11 protein-coding genes are annotated in these 14,380 nt (G+C 38.5%); 2 read left to right on the top strand and 9 right to left on the bottom strand.

Annotated features, from left to right (window positions below; all coding sequences use genetic code 11):
• Nucleotides 1-14 precede the first annotated feature (14 nt).
• Nucleotides 15-242 (bottom strand): 50S ribosomal protein L32, encoded by a 228-nt coding sequence (gene rpmF, locus ACFIK8_RS01410; RefSeq protein WP_375644444.1) that lies wholly within the window; start codon nt 240-242, stop codon nt 15-17.
• A 426-nt stretch (nt 243-668) separates the two neighbouring features.
• On the opposite strand from rpmF, the gene ACFIK8_RS01405 reads away from it, so the two are divergent.
• Complete coding sequence (locus tag ACFIK8_RS01405; protein ID WP_375652697.1) at nt 669-1,571, top strand: polyprenyl synthetase family protein; 903 nt, start codon at nt 669-671, stop codon at nt 1,569-1,571.
• Between the two features lie 1,747 nt (nt 1,572-3,318).
• Here the strand turns inward: ACFIK8_RS01405 and ACFIK8_RS01400 are convergent.
• The 3 genes from ACFIK8_RS01400 to ispG all read right to left on the bottom strand — a co-directional run bounded on the left by ACFIK8_RS01400 (nt 3,319) and on the right by ispG (nt 7,077).
• Nucleotides 3,319-3,537, bottom strand: coding sequence for a hypothetical protein (locus tag ACFIK8_RS01400; RefSeq protein WP_375668871.1), 219 nt, complete (start codon nt 3,535-3,537; stop codon nt 3,319-3,321).
• An 807-nt stretch (nt 3,538-4,344) separates the two neighbouring features.
• Nucleotides 4,345-5,496, bottom strand: coding sequence for an MFS transporter (locus ACFIK8_RS01395; RefSeq protein ID WP_375668870.1), 1,152 nt, complete (start codon nt 5,494-5,496; stop codon nt 4,345-4,347).
• 339 nt (nt 5,497-5,835) lie between these two features.
• The gene (ispG, locus tag ACFIK8_RS01390; protein WP_375668869.1) at nt 5,836-7,077 is read right to left on the bottom strand and encodes a flavodoxin-dependent (E)-4-hydroxy-3-methylbut-2-enyl-diphosphate synthase; all 1,242 of its coding nucleotides are present in this window, start codon (nt 7,075-7,077) and stop codon (nt 5,836-5,838) included.
• Between the two features lie 870 nt (nt 7,078-7,947).
• Here ispG and ACFIK8_RS01385 point away from each other — a divergent pair.
• Nucleotides 7,948-8,232: a hypothetical protein gene (locus tag ACFIK8_RS01385; protein WP_375635500.1), complete on the top strand. Its 285-nt coding sequence runs from the start codon at nt 7,948-7,950 to the stop codon at nt 8,230-8,232.
• Nucleotides 8,233-8,576: 344 nt separating this feature from the next.
• Here the strand turns inward: ACFIK8_RS01385 and ACFIK8_RS01380 are convergent, their stop codons facing one another.
• The 5 genes from ACFIK8_RS01380 to ACFIK8_RS01360 all read right to left on the bottom strand — a co-directional run bounded on the left by ACFIK8_RS01380 (nt 8,577) and on the right by ACFIK8_RS01360 (nt 14,367).
• A complete protein-coding gene (locus tag ACFIK8_RS01380; protein WP_273787657.1) occupies nt 8,577-9,584 on the bottom strand; it encodes an HlyD family secretion protein in 1,008 nt (335 codons plus the stop codon).
• A 30-nt stretch (nt 9,585-9,614) separates the two neighbouring features.
• Entirely contained in the window at nt 9,615-11,243 is a 1,629-nt protein-coding gene (locus tag ACFIK8_RS01375; RefSeq protein WP_375635499.1) for an MFS transporter, read from the bottom strand.
• Nucleotides 11,244-11,267: 24 nt separating this feature from the next.
• The gene (atpC, locus tag ACFIK8_RS01370) at nt 11,268-11,684 is read right to left on the bottom strand and encodes an ATP synthase F1 subunit epsilon (RefSeq protein ID WP_015856985.1); all 417 of its coding nucleotides are present in this window, start codon (nt 11,682-11,684) and stop codon (nt 11,268-11,270) included.
• 108 nt (nt 11,685-11,792) lie between these two features.
• A complete protein-coding gene (gene atpD, locus ACFIK8_RS01365; protein WP_375635498.1) occupies nt 11,793-13,436 on the bottom strand; it encodes a F0F1 ATP synthase subunit beta in 1,644 nt (547 codons plus the stop codon).
• Nucleotides 13,437-13,455: 19 nt separating this feature from the next.
• Nucleotides 13,456-14,367 carry a F0F1 ATP synthase subunit gamma gene (locus tag ACFIK8_RS01360; protein WP_375635497.1) on the bottom strand — a complete coding sequence of 304 codons (912 nt, stop codon included), beginning with the start codon at nt 14,365-14,367 and terminating at the stop codon, nt 13,456-13,458.
• Nucleotides 14,368-14,380 lie beyond the last annotated feature (13 nt).

The raw sequence follows: 14,380 nt of genomic DNA, 5'->3' as shown, positions 1-14,380 counted from the left end.
CCACAAACGTGCATTCACTCATGAATCAAAAGAAGTTTACTACTGGAAAAGAGATAAAACGCTAAAGTTTTAACCACTAAAACGGAACGCCCGCGATACATTCCCGTTTTCAAATCAATGTGATGAGGACGACGTAATTCACCAGAATTTTTATCTTCGATATAAGTCGGCGCCTTCAGAGCATCAGCCGAACGGCGCATGCCCCTCTTCGCTGGAGAGGTTTTTCGTTTAGGTACAGCCATAAAAAGACACTCCAAATCCATTAAAACAGAAAAAGCAATGTCAAAAATGACAATGCTTCATTTAAAAACACCATAAAATTTTAAGATGTTATACACTGATAAACAAGAAGAGGCAATGTCAAAATGCTCCTCCTCTTACCAAAAATGACCTTCTTTTTATCAAAAATGATGTCAAAATGATCAAATGAATATCAAAAACACCGCAAAATTTGAAAATTTTATACGCCAATGAAAGCATTCTCATAAGACCTTCATTCAATTTTTATTTGGCTTAAAAAGGGATTTGCACATACAATAGAGATACGGATAAAAAGAGAAATTGATTTTTAATAAAAAACGACGCCAATTTATGAAAACAAGAAAAAGCGACAACATTTCTCTTTAAAACTTCGTAATTTCATTTTTGTAAAAACAAAGGAAGCAAGAATGCACGAATTTACTACCCTTCTTGCAAAACATGGACACACCGTTGAAAAGCGGCTTGATACCCTGTTAAGTGATCAAATCCAAAATGGTGAAATTTCACGCCCTAAAAACTTAATCAAAGCCATGCGCTATGGCGTGCTGAACGGTGGAAAACGCCTGCGTCCTTTTCTTGTGATTCAAAGCGCTGCACTTTTTGATATCCCTGTAGAACATTCTCTTGATGTTGCATGTGCCTTAGAATGTATCCATTGTTATTCGCTCATTCATGATGATCTTCCCGCTATGGATAACGATATACTCCGGCGTGGAAAACCCACCGTCCATATAGCATTTGACGAAGCAACAGCAATTCTAGCAGGCAATGCTCTCTTAACATTTGCCTTTGAAATCATTGCCCATAAAGCCAGTACTTTATCTACAGACATTAGAATCAAACTGATCACGTCTCTTGCACAATCGGCAGGACTTGGCGGTATGTTAGGTGGACAAATGCTGGATCTTGCAGCTGAAAAAAAACCGCAAGGAAGTAGTGACATCATCACTCTACAACACATGAAAACAGCAGCCTTGATAAGCTTTGCTTGCCAAGCAGGCGCCATCATTGGCAATGCATCTAAAGAATTAACCGAAAAGCTTACTGATTTTGGTACCTATCTTGGTTTAGCCTTTCAATTAACCGATGACCTTCTTGATGTCACCGCCAACACGCAAACCCTAGGAAAAACTGCTGGGAAAGATGAAACGGCACAAAAAGCAACTTTTGTTCATCTTTATGGCATTGAAGAAACCCAAAAAAAGCGTGATACACTCATCAGTAAAGCAGAAGCATTCTTACATCCTTTTGGCGCTAAAGCACTCCCCCTCCAACAAGCAGCACACTTTAGCGCAATACGCAAAAATTAAACTCCATCCGCTCCATTGCACATAGTGTAAACCATCACCTTTGTTGAATGCATAATAGACTTTTCAAAGAAACGTTACCATTAATCTCCATTATAGTTCTTATCATGAAATGGGTGCGACAAATCTTGAGAGGGATTTCATTAAAATAAGCCGCGTGAATTTATAACACAAGTGCATTCTGGGCATTTCATTTTGCATGAAAAATACCTTCCTTTAAAGAATGAACGAAAGAAAATGTGAAACAATGCGTAATCACCATGCTTTAAAAGATATTACCGTGGATGCTTTAAAGCCGAATAAAAACGATCAAAAAGAAGAAAACTCGTTTTCTCCTTCATGTCTTTAATCTTCTAACGATAAGGCAAAAAATAAACAGGATAAGTATCAAACAAGGCATTTTATAAACCCGTAAAAAACAATAAAAGAAGTACAATGCCCTAAGTAAATGCCCTCAGTAGAGAATCGTAATTTTTATGCCTTTCCACGCTATCTTGTTATAGAAGATCAAATATGGTTACATTCTGTAAATTCACTCGTGTATTGCTTGATCTCTAAAAACACTTTTACAAAAGTACTCGTTGTTTAGTTCAAGCATCATTTTTTTGAAGCCCGTATTTAAAATATCAGAAAAAAATGAACACAATGGCTATTTTGATTTTTATGCCACCCTCAAAGAACAAAGTTTTTTAACCCAATCTGCTCTGTAAACAGTCTAGATTCTTAACCGAGTAAGTTCCTCTAGCTTTCCACGCATGCGATTCACTTAAACTAAAGACTCGATAAACAAGACTTAAGAATATTCACCATGCAATTTTTAAAATATTTAATGTGTCAAACAGACAACCTTCACCTCCCCTCAAATGACAGTGTATTACGGCATAATAGGATAAATAAAGTCATCAATTTCAATAGAACGAAAGACCAAAGCAGTATTATTACTAATCTCTCTTTTCTTCGCAAAAAAGCTACAAATAATTTATTTATAATGATAATTCAGCGTTATTCATATTGAATTAGAACTCTGAATACCGTAGGATTTTTTCATTTCAATCTGTGTATGTTGAATCAATCAAAATCATTTGCTTGCACCTCACAAACGGAGAAAGCCGCGTGGGGAAAAACATCAAAGAACGGATTAAAAAATACCTCTTATGAATCGTCTCAAGAGCCAAGAGCTGTAGCAACATTAGGGGACAGCAAAGTGAATGATAGTGTCGGCGCGCTCCTTCAAAAGTAGAAACATTTTTACAAAACTATGGAATAATTTCAATTTAATAATAATCACGATCACTGTAGAACTTTAATTCGTCACGCTCTTTATCTCGTTTATTCAATTCATCGCATAAAAAGAGAATTGATAAGATTAAACAGAGAATGATCATTGAAACAGAAAGATAAAAAAGGCCTTATTATTAATATAATAGCGCAATTTAATTTATAATAAGTACTTTTTTCAAGCTAAGTGTAAATTTCCTCCTTTAAGTGAAATTTTCTTATTAAGATGAAGAGCATCATTGTAAGTGAACCTATGCCTGTTGCCAAAGCTGGAAAATGCGTCCATCTTTTGAAGACATAACAAAAAACATGCAACATGGCTAAGAAAATATCGTGACGATCAATAGAGTATCATAGCCATTTAATATCCTTCGAGAGAATTTTGCCCATTACCCATTAAATGTCATTTGTAAGTTTTTCTTGGTTTCATCATGTCATATATCGTATTGAGCTCTATACAAAAACCCGCTATTTATTTAGTGTTTTCATTATGACAAGCTTCCATACTAGACACAAGGTCAATAACTTGTGTTATTGAGCTAATGCCATTTCCGCTTGAAGAATTAAGAAATTTTTTCGCATAATCAATCATGGGATCCGTAGAGTTCATAGACATATTATATGCCCAAATAAAATTGTTTTCTCTCCAATTATAGTCATAACGCAAACTGCTTATGACATTAGGAAACATTGCCCATGACATCTCCTCATTATAATTCACCGCGCAATAAATTAACAAAGCGTCCACATAAAACAATAAGTCTGTGATGATGCCATATAATATCAAATTTGAGCGCTATATTCTGATAACCACGGCTATATACGAAGTTTCTTGCTTGCTCTTGTTTTTGAAAATGTTCAAAAGCCTCTTATTTTCCATTTATCTATTCTTCGTAAAGTTTATTGTACTGCTCTAGACTATCCACGCGAGTACATCCCAACAATACCAATACAGAGACCACAACCAAAGAGAAAATACTCAAAAATGAGAATGAAAGATGCCGTTATCTCAACAAGATCATTCATATTTTAAAGGAAACAGAAATAAAACGCGTTAGATATATCAACAATAAAATCGGTCATGAGGAAAGCCTTTTTGAACAGGCTAAAATTGTCCGACTGCTTAATGAGCTCTAATGAGATAAAGTGTTACCAGCAAGTAACCAATGAAAATGGGAAAACTGCTCCATCACCATTCCTTAATAAGCATATAATCCAGCACAATCATTTTCTTTATCAGCGTCCAATCTTGTCAGCAACTCTTGGTGCAATATTCATGAGAAGCATTTTTATTTTTTTAATGATTGTGATGCCACGCCCATTTATAACGTACAAGCAGATGACTTTGATTGCTTCAACATACATAGATTTGAAATAAGAATAACGGATAACATTCTGCTTTCCCATTCAACATGCAAAAACAATGATGCGCCTTAATAAATAAAAGCCTTGATCCACTATAAACCCCATGAAACACACGTGAAATACGTTACTATTTTCACTGAGATTTCTTTAGGGCTCCTTCTAAAAAAAACATTGCCAACAGATAAACCAATAAATAGATACCAAAAACATAAACGAGAGAGAAAAAGCCAAATATATCAACCATATACGCACTCATGTAAAAAAATACCAATAAGCTAAATCTCCCAACAGTTGACAAGAAAGATTCATATGTAGCCCTGAAATGATCACTAATACTATCGTGCAAAACAACTTCTACACGCAGATATGTATACTTAATTAAGTAAAAAATCATACAGACTAAAATAACAGCAATTTCTTTTTTCGGCTCAAAGAAAACCACTGTAAAAATCAGTGAAACCAAAAGAAACAGCAATAAAACAAAATTCACCCTTTCACTTAGTTTTGTAAAGAGAAAACTAGCCAAGAGCTGAGAGAGCAATATCAGTGAAAATGTCACACCAAGATCAAAATAAGTGACATTAATATTATGATCTTTAAATATCCACTGCCAATACTGCGAGAATATATTGAAAAAGATCAGTGAAAAATAAAAGCATAAAGAGATATAAGGAACTTTAATAAAAATAGACAACATCTCTTTAGCATCATAAATGAGAGAATTCGCTTTATTTGTTTTTTTCTCTCCCTTCAGGTCATCAAGAAAAAACAAACCAAATAGTGTTGTCATCAACATTAAAAACGCCGCGATATACCATATATATTGGCTAGAATAATCAGCAAAATATGCGCCAATTAAACTGAATATAAACATGCCGATGTAATTATATTGAGAGCTGGAACCAAGCACTTTTTTAGTCGATGTCACTTTTGCTTTTGCATATTGAACAAGTAAAGCATTATAAGCCCCAGCAATCAATGTCAGCGATAAGGCATTAAAAGATTCTGCCAAAAGAAAACCATAAAAGCTTGTAGAAAATCCCATGAGACATAGCCATGTAGCAGCAAAAGCCGCTGCCAAAACGATCGATATTTTATAACTTTTTCTATCGGCAAAATATCCCAGAGGAATGTCTGTAACCATCATAATAAAAGCCTGAAACGACTTAATGATCCCGATATCAATAAGAGTTAGCCCTTTTTCAAGCATATAAAATACAATAAAGGCACCTGTTAAAATTCTTATACCGTTAAACAAAAATCCAAACGCTAATATATTTGTCATCTATTCCCCAATAACGCCACGAAAGGTGTCAATACATCCTTTTATATAAAGATAAAAGCTTAAATTTTATGACAAATATGGCAATAGCCGCTATGCGGATCTCCAATCCTATCAATTTGATATCCTGAAAATTTCTGGAAATAATGTCACGTTTAGTTTGCTATTGGATCTGTTTGAAAACAGTATTATCAAGGAGAAATGCTTGAAACCAATGAAGAAGCGCCTCAATTTATGAATAATCATCTTGTTCTCAACATGCAACCACAATGAAGACTGATATTGATTTACAAGCAAAAACACAGCCTTTAATGAAGAAAAAATGCACTCCAAGAATTTATTTCAACCCTGTCCAAAGCGTGTATGAATATAATCACTCAAAAGCGCTTCAAATTCTTCAGCAATGTGATCACCCCGCAAAGTTTTTACCTTTTGTCCCTCAATAAAAACAGGTGCCGCAGGACTTTCCCCCACTCCAGGCAAAGAGATTCCAATATCCGCATGTTTTGACTCCCCCGGTCCATTGACGATACATCCCATCACGGCAACCTTCAAACTTTCAACGCCAGGGTATTTTTCACGCCAAATAGGCATATTTTTGTATAAATCTGCTTCAATTTTTTGCGCCAATTGTTGAAAGACCGTTGAGGTTGTGCGCCCACAACCAGGACAAGCCGCAACCACGGGCAAAAATTGCCGAAAACCCATCACTTGCAAAAGTTCTTGCCCCACCTTTACTTCTCGTGTCCGATCACCACCAGGTTTTGGTGTTAAGGAAATTCGTATCGTATCGCCAACACCTTGCTGTAATAAAATACCCAAAGCCACCGAAGAAGCAACAACGCCCTTTGTTCCCATCCCAGCTTCCGTTAATCCCAAATGAAGAGCATAATCACAACGTGCCGCCAAGGTGGTATAGACAGCAATAAGATCTTGAACATCACTCACTTTAGCAGAAAGAATAATTTTATCACGTCCCAATCCCATCTCTTCAGCCCAAAGAGCCGATTGCAGAGCAGACTGCACAACAGTTTCCCGCATCACTTCAGCAACCGATAAAGGATTTTCTTGCTGTGCATTTTCATTCATAAGCCGTGTTAACAACGCATTATCAAGAGAGCCCCAATTCACGCCAATGCGAATAGGTTTATGATACCGACAAGCAATCTCAATAATTTCTGCAAATTGACGATCTTTTTTTGCGCCAAAACCAACATTTCCAGGATTGATGCGATATTTTGCAAGCGCCTCAGCACACGCAGGATGCTCAGATAAAAGCTTGTGTCCAATATAATGAAAATCCCCAACCAATGGTACAAAAAATCCTAACCTCTCCAATCGCTCCCGTATTTTTGGTACAGCTGCCGCCGCTTCATCACGATCAACAGTAATCCGAACCAATTGTGAACCAGCTTGCCAAAGAGCAGCCACTTGAGCAACAGTTTCATCAACATCAGCCGTATCCGTATTGGTCATTGACTGTACAACTATCGGGCTCTGCCCCCCAACGATCACATCACCAACAGCAACACCAATAGACCGACGACGCTCAAGTGGTTTAGATAAAAAATAGGTCGTACTCATCAAGTCCTCAAATTTTTAAAACCTGCGCTATCAATCATCATTTACATTGACTTCCTCCGCGCTTCAAAGGACGAAAATTACACCGCCCCCCAATCTTAACAGATTACTCTCAAAAGGTTCCACCTACTAACCACTGATGCAATTCAACTCATAGGTGCGATTCATCCTATAGACGCACCGGATAAGTTTTACTACTTCTGTTCAAGTTTATACTTCTACACTTGGGTGATTCAAAAAGAAACCGAAACCAAACAGAGACAATACTGTATTTTTAAGTTGCATGCCGATACCGTACATCCACGTCATCGCAAAACGTGTTTTACAACACAACAGATAACGCCTATCAAAGCGCAATTTTTAAAAATTGCATGAAAGACACCGCCAAATTAATCCAACACATTGATTTATAATAATCTATTTTTTACAAATTTGAATAGAAAACCCAAATATCGTAAGATTTTCTCATTTTAAATCTTCTTAATTGAATCAATCAATACCACTTCTCCTAAAGCCGCAAGAGAACATGTAGATAAAAATTCTTTATAAACTATTTCAAGTACTAAAAGCTATCCCAACACTTTAAACAAACAAAAAAATGAAGACACCGACTTACATCTTTATGAAATAAAGATGATAGAATGAATTCTACACCATTTTGTAAAATTTTTTACCTCACATCCTTAACAAACACCATCATGAAATGAACTCGAGCACATTAAGAAATTCCTCATTAAACCCAAACTCTTAATTCTCATCTCACCCACGCGCGGCATTATCAATGCAACCTTTCAATTTTCAAGCCGTTATAGCAAAACCCCAAACACAATTCCAACTGTCACGCAACAATTTAACACATGAAGGAGTCAATAAATGTGTCTATTTTCACCCAACGCCAAAAATGCTAAAATTAAAAAACGTATAGCACAATTAAAAAGAGAGCTGGTCCCCGTAAATCATTGGAGTTCTCAAAATGATAGCTTTGAAAACATTTCTGAGCTGTTTAACACATGGAAACAAAAAGGCCGTCACGCGCTTTATCACCTCAACGAACATGCTACAGAATTAAAGAAAAAAGCGAAAGAAAATCCTAAAAAAACCCTCGCACTAGCAGCAGGAGTCGTTTTAGTAAGCTTCTTGCTGATCCGTAAAAATTAACAACACAACCAACAACCTTCCCTTTTAATGCCCGACTCAAAGCGGGCATTTTTTATAGTTTACAAAATATAAAATTTACGTCTTTCCCCCTAACTTTACACTTTCCTCCAAAAGATAAGTTTTCATCCATCCCGCTACTGAGTTAGTTCAAAAGAAATGGAAGTGAGTAAAGATGCATGCGCTTTAATATTCTAAGGAACATTAATTGACATCATGATATAGAAGTATAAGAAGCCTAAGAGCTTTAAAAGATGTATTATAAAAAACCAAACGAAATCTTCCAATGTGAATACCCATTTGCTATAAGTAAATGGCACAAGAATTAAACTGAAAAAACCCAAAATTTATCCTCCAGAATCGACCCGCTGCGAAGTATCCACATACGTAACCACAGACATCCCAGGAATGAGCTTTTCAATTCCCTCCTGCCCAGGATCTAAAGAAATCCGTACTGAAATACGTTGCGCAATTTTGATAAAATTACCAATTGTCGTATCTGTTTTTAACAATGAAAACTCTGAACCTGTCGCTGGAGCAAAACGAACCACACGCCCCGTTAACTTTTTGTTGTTCAATGCATCAACAGAAAAAACAACCGGTTGTCCCACACGCATCTGAGAAAGTTGCGTTTCCTTATAATTAGCAATAATCCAAATGTCATCAGAAATAACAGAGACCAATTGCGTACCCGGCATAACATATTGCCCTACCCTAGCGCCAACCAATCCAATATAGCCTGTTCTAGGAGATAAAATCTTTGTGTGATCGAGATTAAGTTTTGCCAACTCAACACTCACCTTTGCTCCCGCAACTTCTGACTGTAAACTTTGTTTTTCAAGATTTAATTGTTTTTGCAATTGTCGTTTTGTTTCTAGGGCTGCCAAGAGTTGTGAAAGAGGGCGAGAAACAGAAACTGCCGCATCACCAAAGCCTAACTTTTTACTATCAGAAACAACATTAGAGAATGCTCGTGAACGCGCTAATTCCGCTTCTGCAGCATTAACTTCTCCCTGTAAAATCTGAGCTTGCAATTCAATACTTGCCAGTTTTGCATTTTTTGAATCGAGAACAGCCTGTGCCCGTGCAAGCTGCTGACGAAAAAGAGAATCATCAAGCTCAAAAAGCAGCATTCCTTTTTCAACACGTTGATAATCTTGCACATAAATCCGTGCAATCACCCCAGAGATCTGTGAACTAACCAAAGTAACATTGCCCTTAATGGAAGCATTATCCGTTATTTGAATGTTATTTACAAAAGGAGGAAGTCTCCAAGCCCACAAAATTAGCAAAACACCCGTAATACCTGACAGGAATGCAACAATCGTAGCTTTTGACCGTAATGCTTTTATCATTTTTTTGCACCCCTCTTCTATACCATCACTCTACTTTTCTAACGCCCGCAAAGAGCATGACTTAACAACTATTGTGACAAGAAAGATAATGAATACAACCATTGAAATATAAAAATAAAGCCGAAAAACGTCATCATAAGCAAAAATATTTGCTGTTAACTTAAATTTTTCTATCAACAGAGAAGTTCCCTGTTCACTCCCTAAGCCATGAGGGACAGAAGTAGCATAAGAAGGCGAAAACAAAGTATTCATCTCACCAGAAATAAGCGGATCAGTCACAACAATATTTTGTGTTAAGGACTCAAAGTTTTTATGGGCAAAATAAAACTGTAGGCTGCCAAAAAAAGCCGATCCCATCAATCCCCCTGTCACTTGCGTTAGCAAAAAAACCGCAATAAAACTCAAAACATAACGCGGTCCTCGCTCACCAGCGATCACAAACCCTTTGAAAAGAGCAGGAGGCAAAAAAAGTGCATAACTAAAACTCACCAACCCTTGGCTCAACATCATATCTTTCGGACGTGTTAAATAGTTTACACGACTGTCTAAATAAGCTCCCAGCGCCAAACAACCTAAAGATAACAAATAAAAATAATCTTCACGCCCCGCCCGTAAAAAAAAGACACAAACAGCCCCCCCTAACAGAATACCCAATGTCACCGCAAGATACATGGGCGCCATCTCACGATTAAGCAAACCAAAAAGATTAAAAAAACCTACGGGCAAATTTGACCGCTCTAACAAAAAAACATGAAAGATCAATAAAATAAAAACAGATTGGACCATTTCTTTACTGAAAATCCAACGTAAATCAATCAATGGTTTTTCTCTATTAAGCTCAATAATAATAGCAATAGCCAACGAGAAAATAGCAAGTGCAAGCCCCCAACCAATCCATGGTGCTTCATACCACCAATACAATATGCCAACAGACATAATCACGGCATTTAATCCAAGACCAAGAGCAATCAAACCATAACTTATCCAATCTAACTTTTGAATAACCTTACTGCGGACAACAGGCGTTAGAGGCAAAGTATAGATACAGACCAAGCTGATGAGAACCAACCCCATTTCCAGAGCGGAAAGACTGGAAAAGCCACCATTTTCCAGCAAATCAGGAGAAATCAAACGTGATAAAGGCGCCGCTAAAGCCGCATTCATATAATTCAAACTAAGACCAATAGTAAACTTCTTTGCTGGAGCAAAAGCCTCCATCATATAAAGCAGCGCAAGCGAAGCCAAAGGCGCAGCAGCAATCCCAGCAAAAAAGCGAATAATCAATGCAGAACGCAAATCCGTAACAAAGAGTTGCAACACGCAAACCAAAACGAAGCCAAGGATTGATAATTCAGCAAAAGCACGCAACCCAAATTGATAGCGGATTTTGATCAACATAATCGCTACACTCACATTTGGCGCCATATAAGCCGCTACCAACCATGTTGTCTCGGTTAAAGTTGCGTGAAAATCACCCGTAAGATGGACAATGTTAGACTGAACAATATTAGCCCCTAAACCATAAGCCCATTGCAAAATAAGAGAAGCAAAAATATAAACAAAACATTTTGGCAAAGGTCCTGCAAAAATACGACCAGGACGAGGAAAAGGTTTTCCACCCCTTTTAGCAAACACAACCGTACTCTTTTTTCCGCTCATGTCACCTTTTTCCTGTATACGCTGCTACGCTTCTATCAACACAGCACCATCAGCTGACAATTGCTGGAAAAAAGCCTCTATTTTATGATTATCCTCATCTCTTGTCCCCCCTTCTAATGTCGCTTGGACCTGCAAAATCCGCTGTTCCAATACATCAAAAGAAAGATGCTCTACAGCCACAACGTGCTCTACCAATAAAGAGCAGCCCGAAAAGGTAATATTTGCAACGCCCCCGCATACAGCAAATAATTTTTCACCCAAAGAGGTGCGAACACGCACACTACCCAACACAATGCTTGCCACCAATGGCGCATGATGCGCCATAACTGTCAAAGAACCTGAGGCTGAAGGAAGAACAACAGACACTACCTGCTCTGAAAACACAATTTTTTCAGGCGATACAAGCTCAAATAAAAAATGCTCTTCTCTATTGTTTTCCACAAAAGTCTCCACAATACCCGATATAAGGACTCTCTGTTTTCTTCAACGACTTATCCTTTTTAACGAAAAACATCCATGACAGTTTTCTCTTGAACAAGAAGCTTCTCACTAAGACGCCTCCGCCATAAGACGCTTTCCTTTTTCAAGTGCTTCATCAATCGAACCAACCATATAAAAAGCAGCTTCTGGCAAATCATCATAATCGCCAGCACAAAGACCTTTAAAGCCTTTAATCGTCTCTTCTAAAGGAACGAGTTTCCCTGGCGAACCAGTAAAGGCTTCCGCAACATGGAAAGGTTGCGAAAGAAAACGTTCAATTTTACGCGCCCGTCCCACCAGCAATTTGTCATCTTCAGAAAGTTCATCCATTCCAAGAATAGCAATAATATCCTGAAGCGCTCTATAACGTTGTAAAATGGTTTGCACTTGACAAGCAACAGTGTAATGCTCTTCCCCTACAATCAATGGATCTAACATACGCGAGAAAGAGTCAAGCGGATCAACCGCCGGATAAATTCCCTTTTCCGCAATAGAGCGCGAAAGAACAGTTGTTGCATCCAAATGGGTAAAAGATGCCGCAGGTGCCGGATCAGTCAAGTCATCAGCCGGAACATAAATAGCCTGCACAGAGGTAATAGAGCCTGTTTTCGTACTGGTAATACGCTCTTGCAAAGCCCCCATATCTGTTGCCAAAGTTGGTTGATAGCCCACAGCAGAAGGGATACGTCCTAAAAGCGCTGACACTTCAGCACCAGCTTGCGTGAAACGGAAAATATTATCCACGAAGAAAAGAACGTCTTGTCCTTCATCACGGAAACTTTCTGCAATTGTCAATCCTGAAAGAGCGACACGCGCACGCGCTCCTGGTGGTTCATTCATTTGCCCGTAAACAAGGGCACACTTTGACCCTTCCGTTGAACCATTATTCTCTTTTGGATTCACATTCACGCGGCTTTCGATCATTTCATAATAAAGATCATTTCCTTCACGTGTACGTTCTCCCACACCAGCAAATACAGAATAGCCACCATGTGCCTTTGCAATATTGTTTATAAGCTCCATAATGAGAACGGTTTTTCCAACACCAGCACCACCAAACAAGCCAATTTTACCTCCTTTAGAATAAGGAGCTAACAAATCCACAACTTTAATACCGGTGACGAGAATTTCTGAAATGGTTGATTGCTCAACATATGCAGGTGCCTCTTGGTGAATCGAACGCGTTTTGGTTGCAGGAATTGGTCCCACATTATCCACCGGCTCTCCAATCACATTCATAATACGTCCCAATGTTGCTTCTCCTACAGGAACGCTAATTTGCATGCCTGTATCCACAACCTTTTGGCCACGCGCCAACCCATCGGTTGTATCCATAGCAATCGTACGCACAGTATTTTCACCCAAATGCTGCGCAACTTCTAATACCAAGCGATTGCCTAAATTGTCTGTTTCTAATGCATTAAGAATATTTGGCAATTCACCTTCAAATTGCACATCAACGACAGCACCAATAATCTGCTTGATCTCACCAACAGCGCCTTTTGCACGCTCTTCTTTTTTTGCGGATGCATCTTTTTTTACAGGTGTCTCTTTAGCTGCACTACGCGCAGGCGCAGAGGAAGCCTTTACATCCGCTGAAGCCTTTACATCCACTTGAGACTTCGAAGCGGCTTTTTTCACGCCGGAACGAGCAGCTGATTTCTTTTTTTCACCTTTTTCTATTCCTTTGCTTGAGGTTACTGCTTTTACCATCAATCCTTACCTTTTCCATTTAAAGCGCTTCAGCGCCCGCAATAATTTCGATCAGTTCTGTCGTAATCTGTGCCTGACGTTGACGATTATAAGCTACCGTCAATTTATTAATCATTTCACCCGCATTGCGCGATGCATTGTCCATAGCTGTCATCTTGGCACCCATCTCACCAGCAACATTTTCTAGCAAAGCCCGAAAGATTTGCACCGAAAGATTGCGTGGCACAAGCGCCTCTAAAAGAGAAGCCGCATCAGGTTCATACTCATAAACAATTGATTGTGAACCTTTGCTATGATCGGTTTGCTCCTCAACATCTATTGCCTCAATAGCTGCTTTTGGAGCAATCATCGGAATCAAGCCAAAAGCTGTTGGACGCTGATTAATCACAGAAATAAATTCAGAATAAAACAGCGTACAAACATCGAAAGCGCCTTCATTGAATAAATCAACAATCCGTTGACTAATCATCACCGCCTCTGCAAAACCAATGCGCTTTACAGCATGCAAATCGATATGATCAATTATCAAACCTTTGTAATCACGCGATAAAATATCCGCACCTTTTTTGCCCACAGTGATAATTTTCACTATTTTACCAGATGCCAACAATGCCTTAATCTGTTCACGTGCACGACGAGCGATTTGCACATTAAAAGCACCACACAAACCGCGCTCAGCAGTACACACCACCAAGAGATGCACATCATCTCGCCCCGTACCACGCATAAGAGCAGGCGCATCAACACCATCTACATCAGCAGCAACACTGGTCAAAATATCAGCCATCTTCTTCGCATAAGGACGCGCAGACTGCGCTGCCTCTTGAGCACGATGCAACCTTGCCGCTGCAACCATCTGCATAGCTTTGGTGATCTTTTGTGTTGCTTTAACCGAAGCGATACGGTCTCTAAGATCTTTTAGTGAGGCCATTCAAGCATTCCAT

This window comes from Bartonella sp. MR168JLCBS (assembly GCF_042194175.1).
This window is presented reverse-complemented; position numbering and strand designations above follow the sequence as displayed.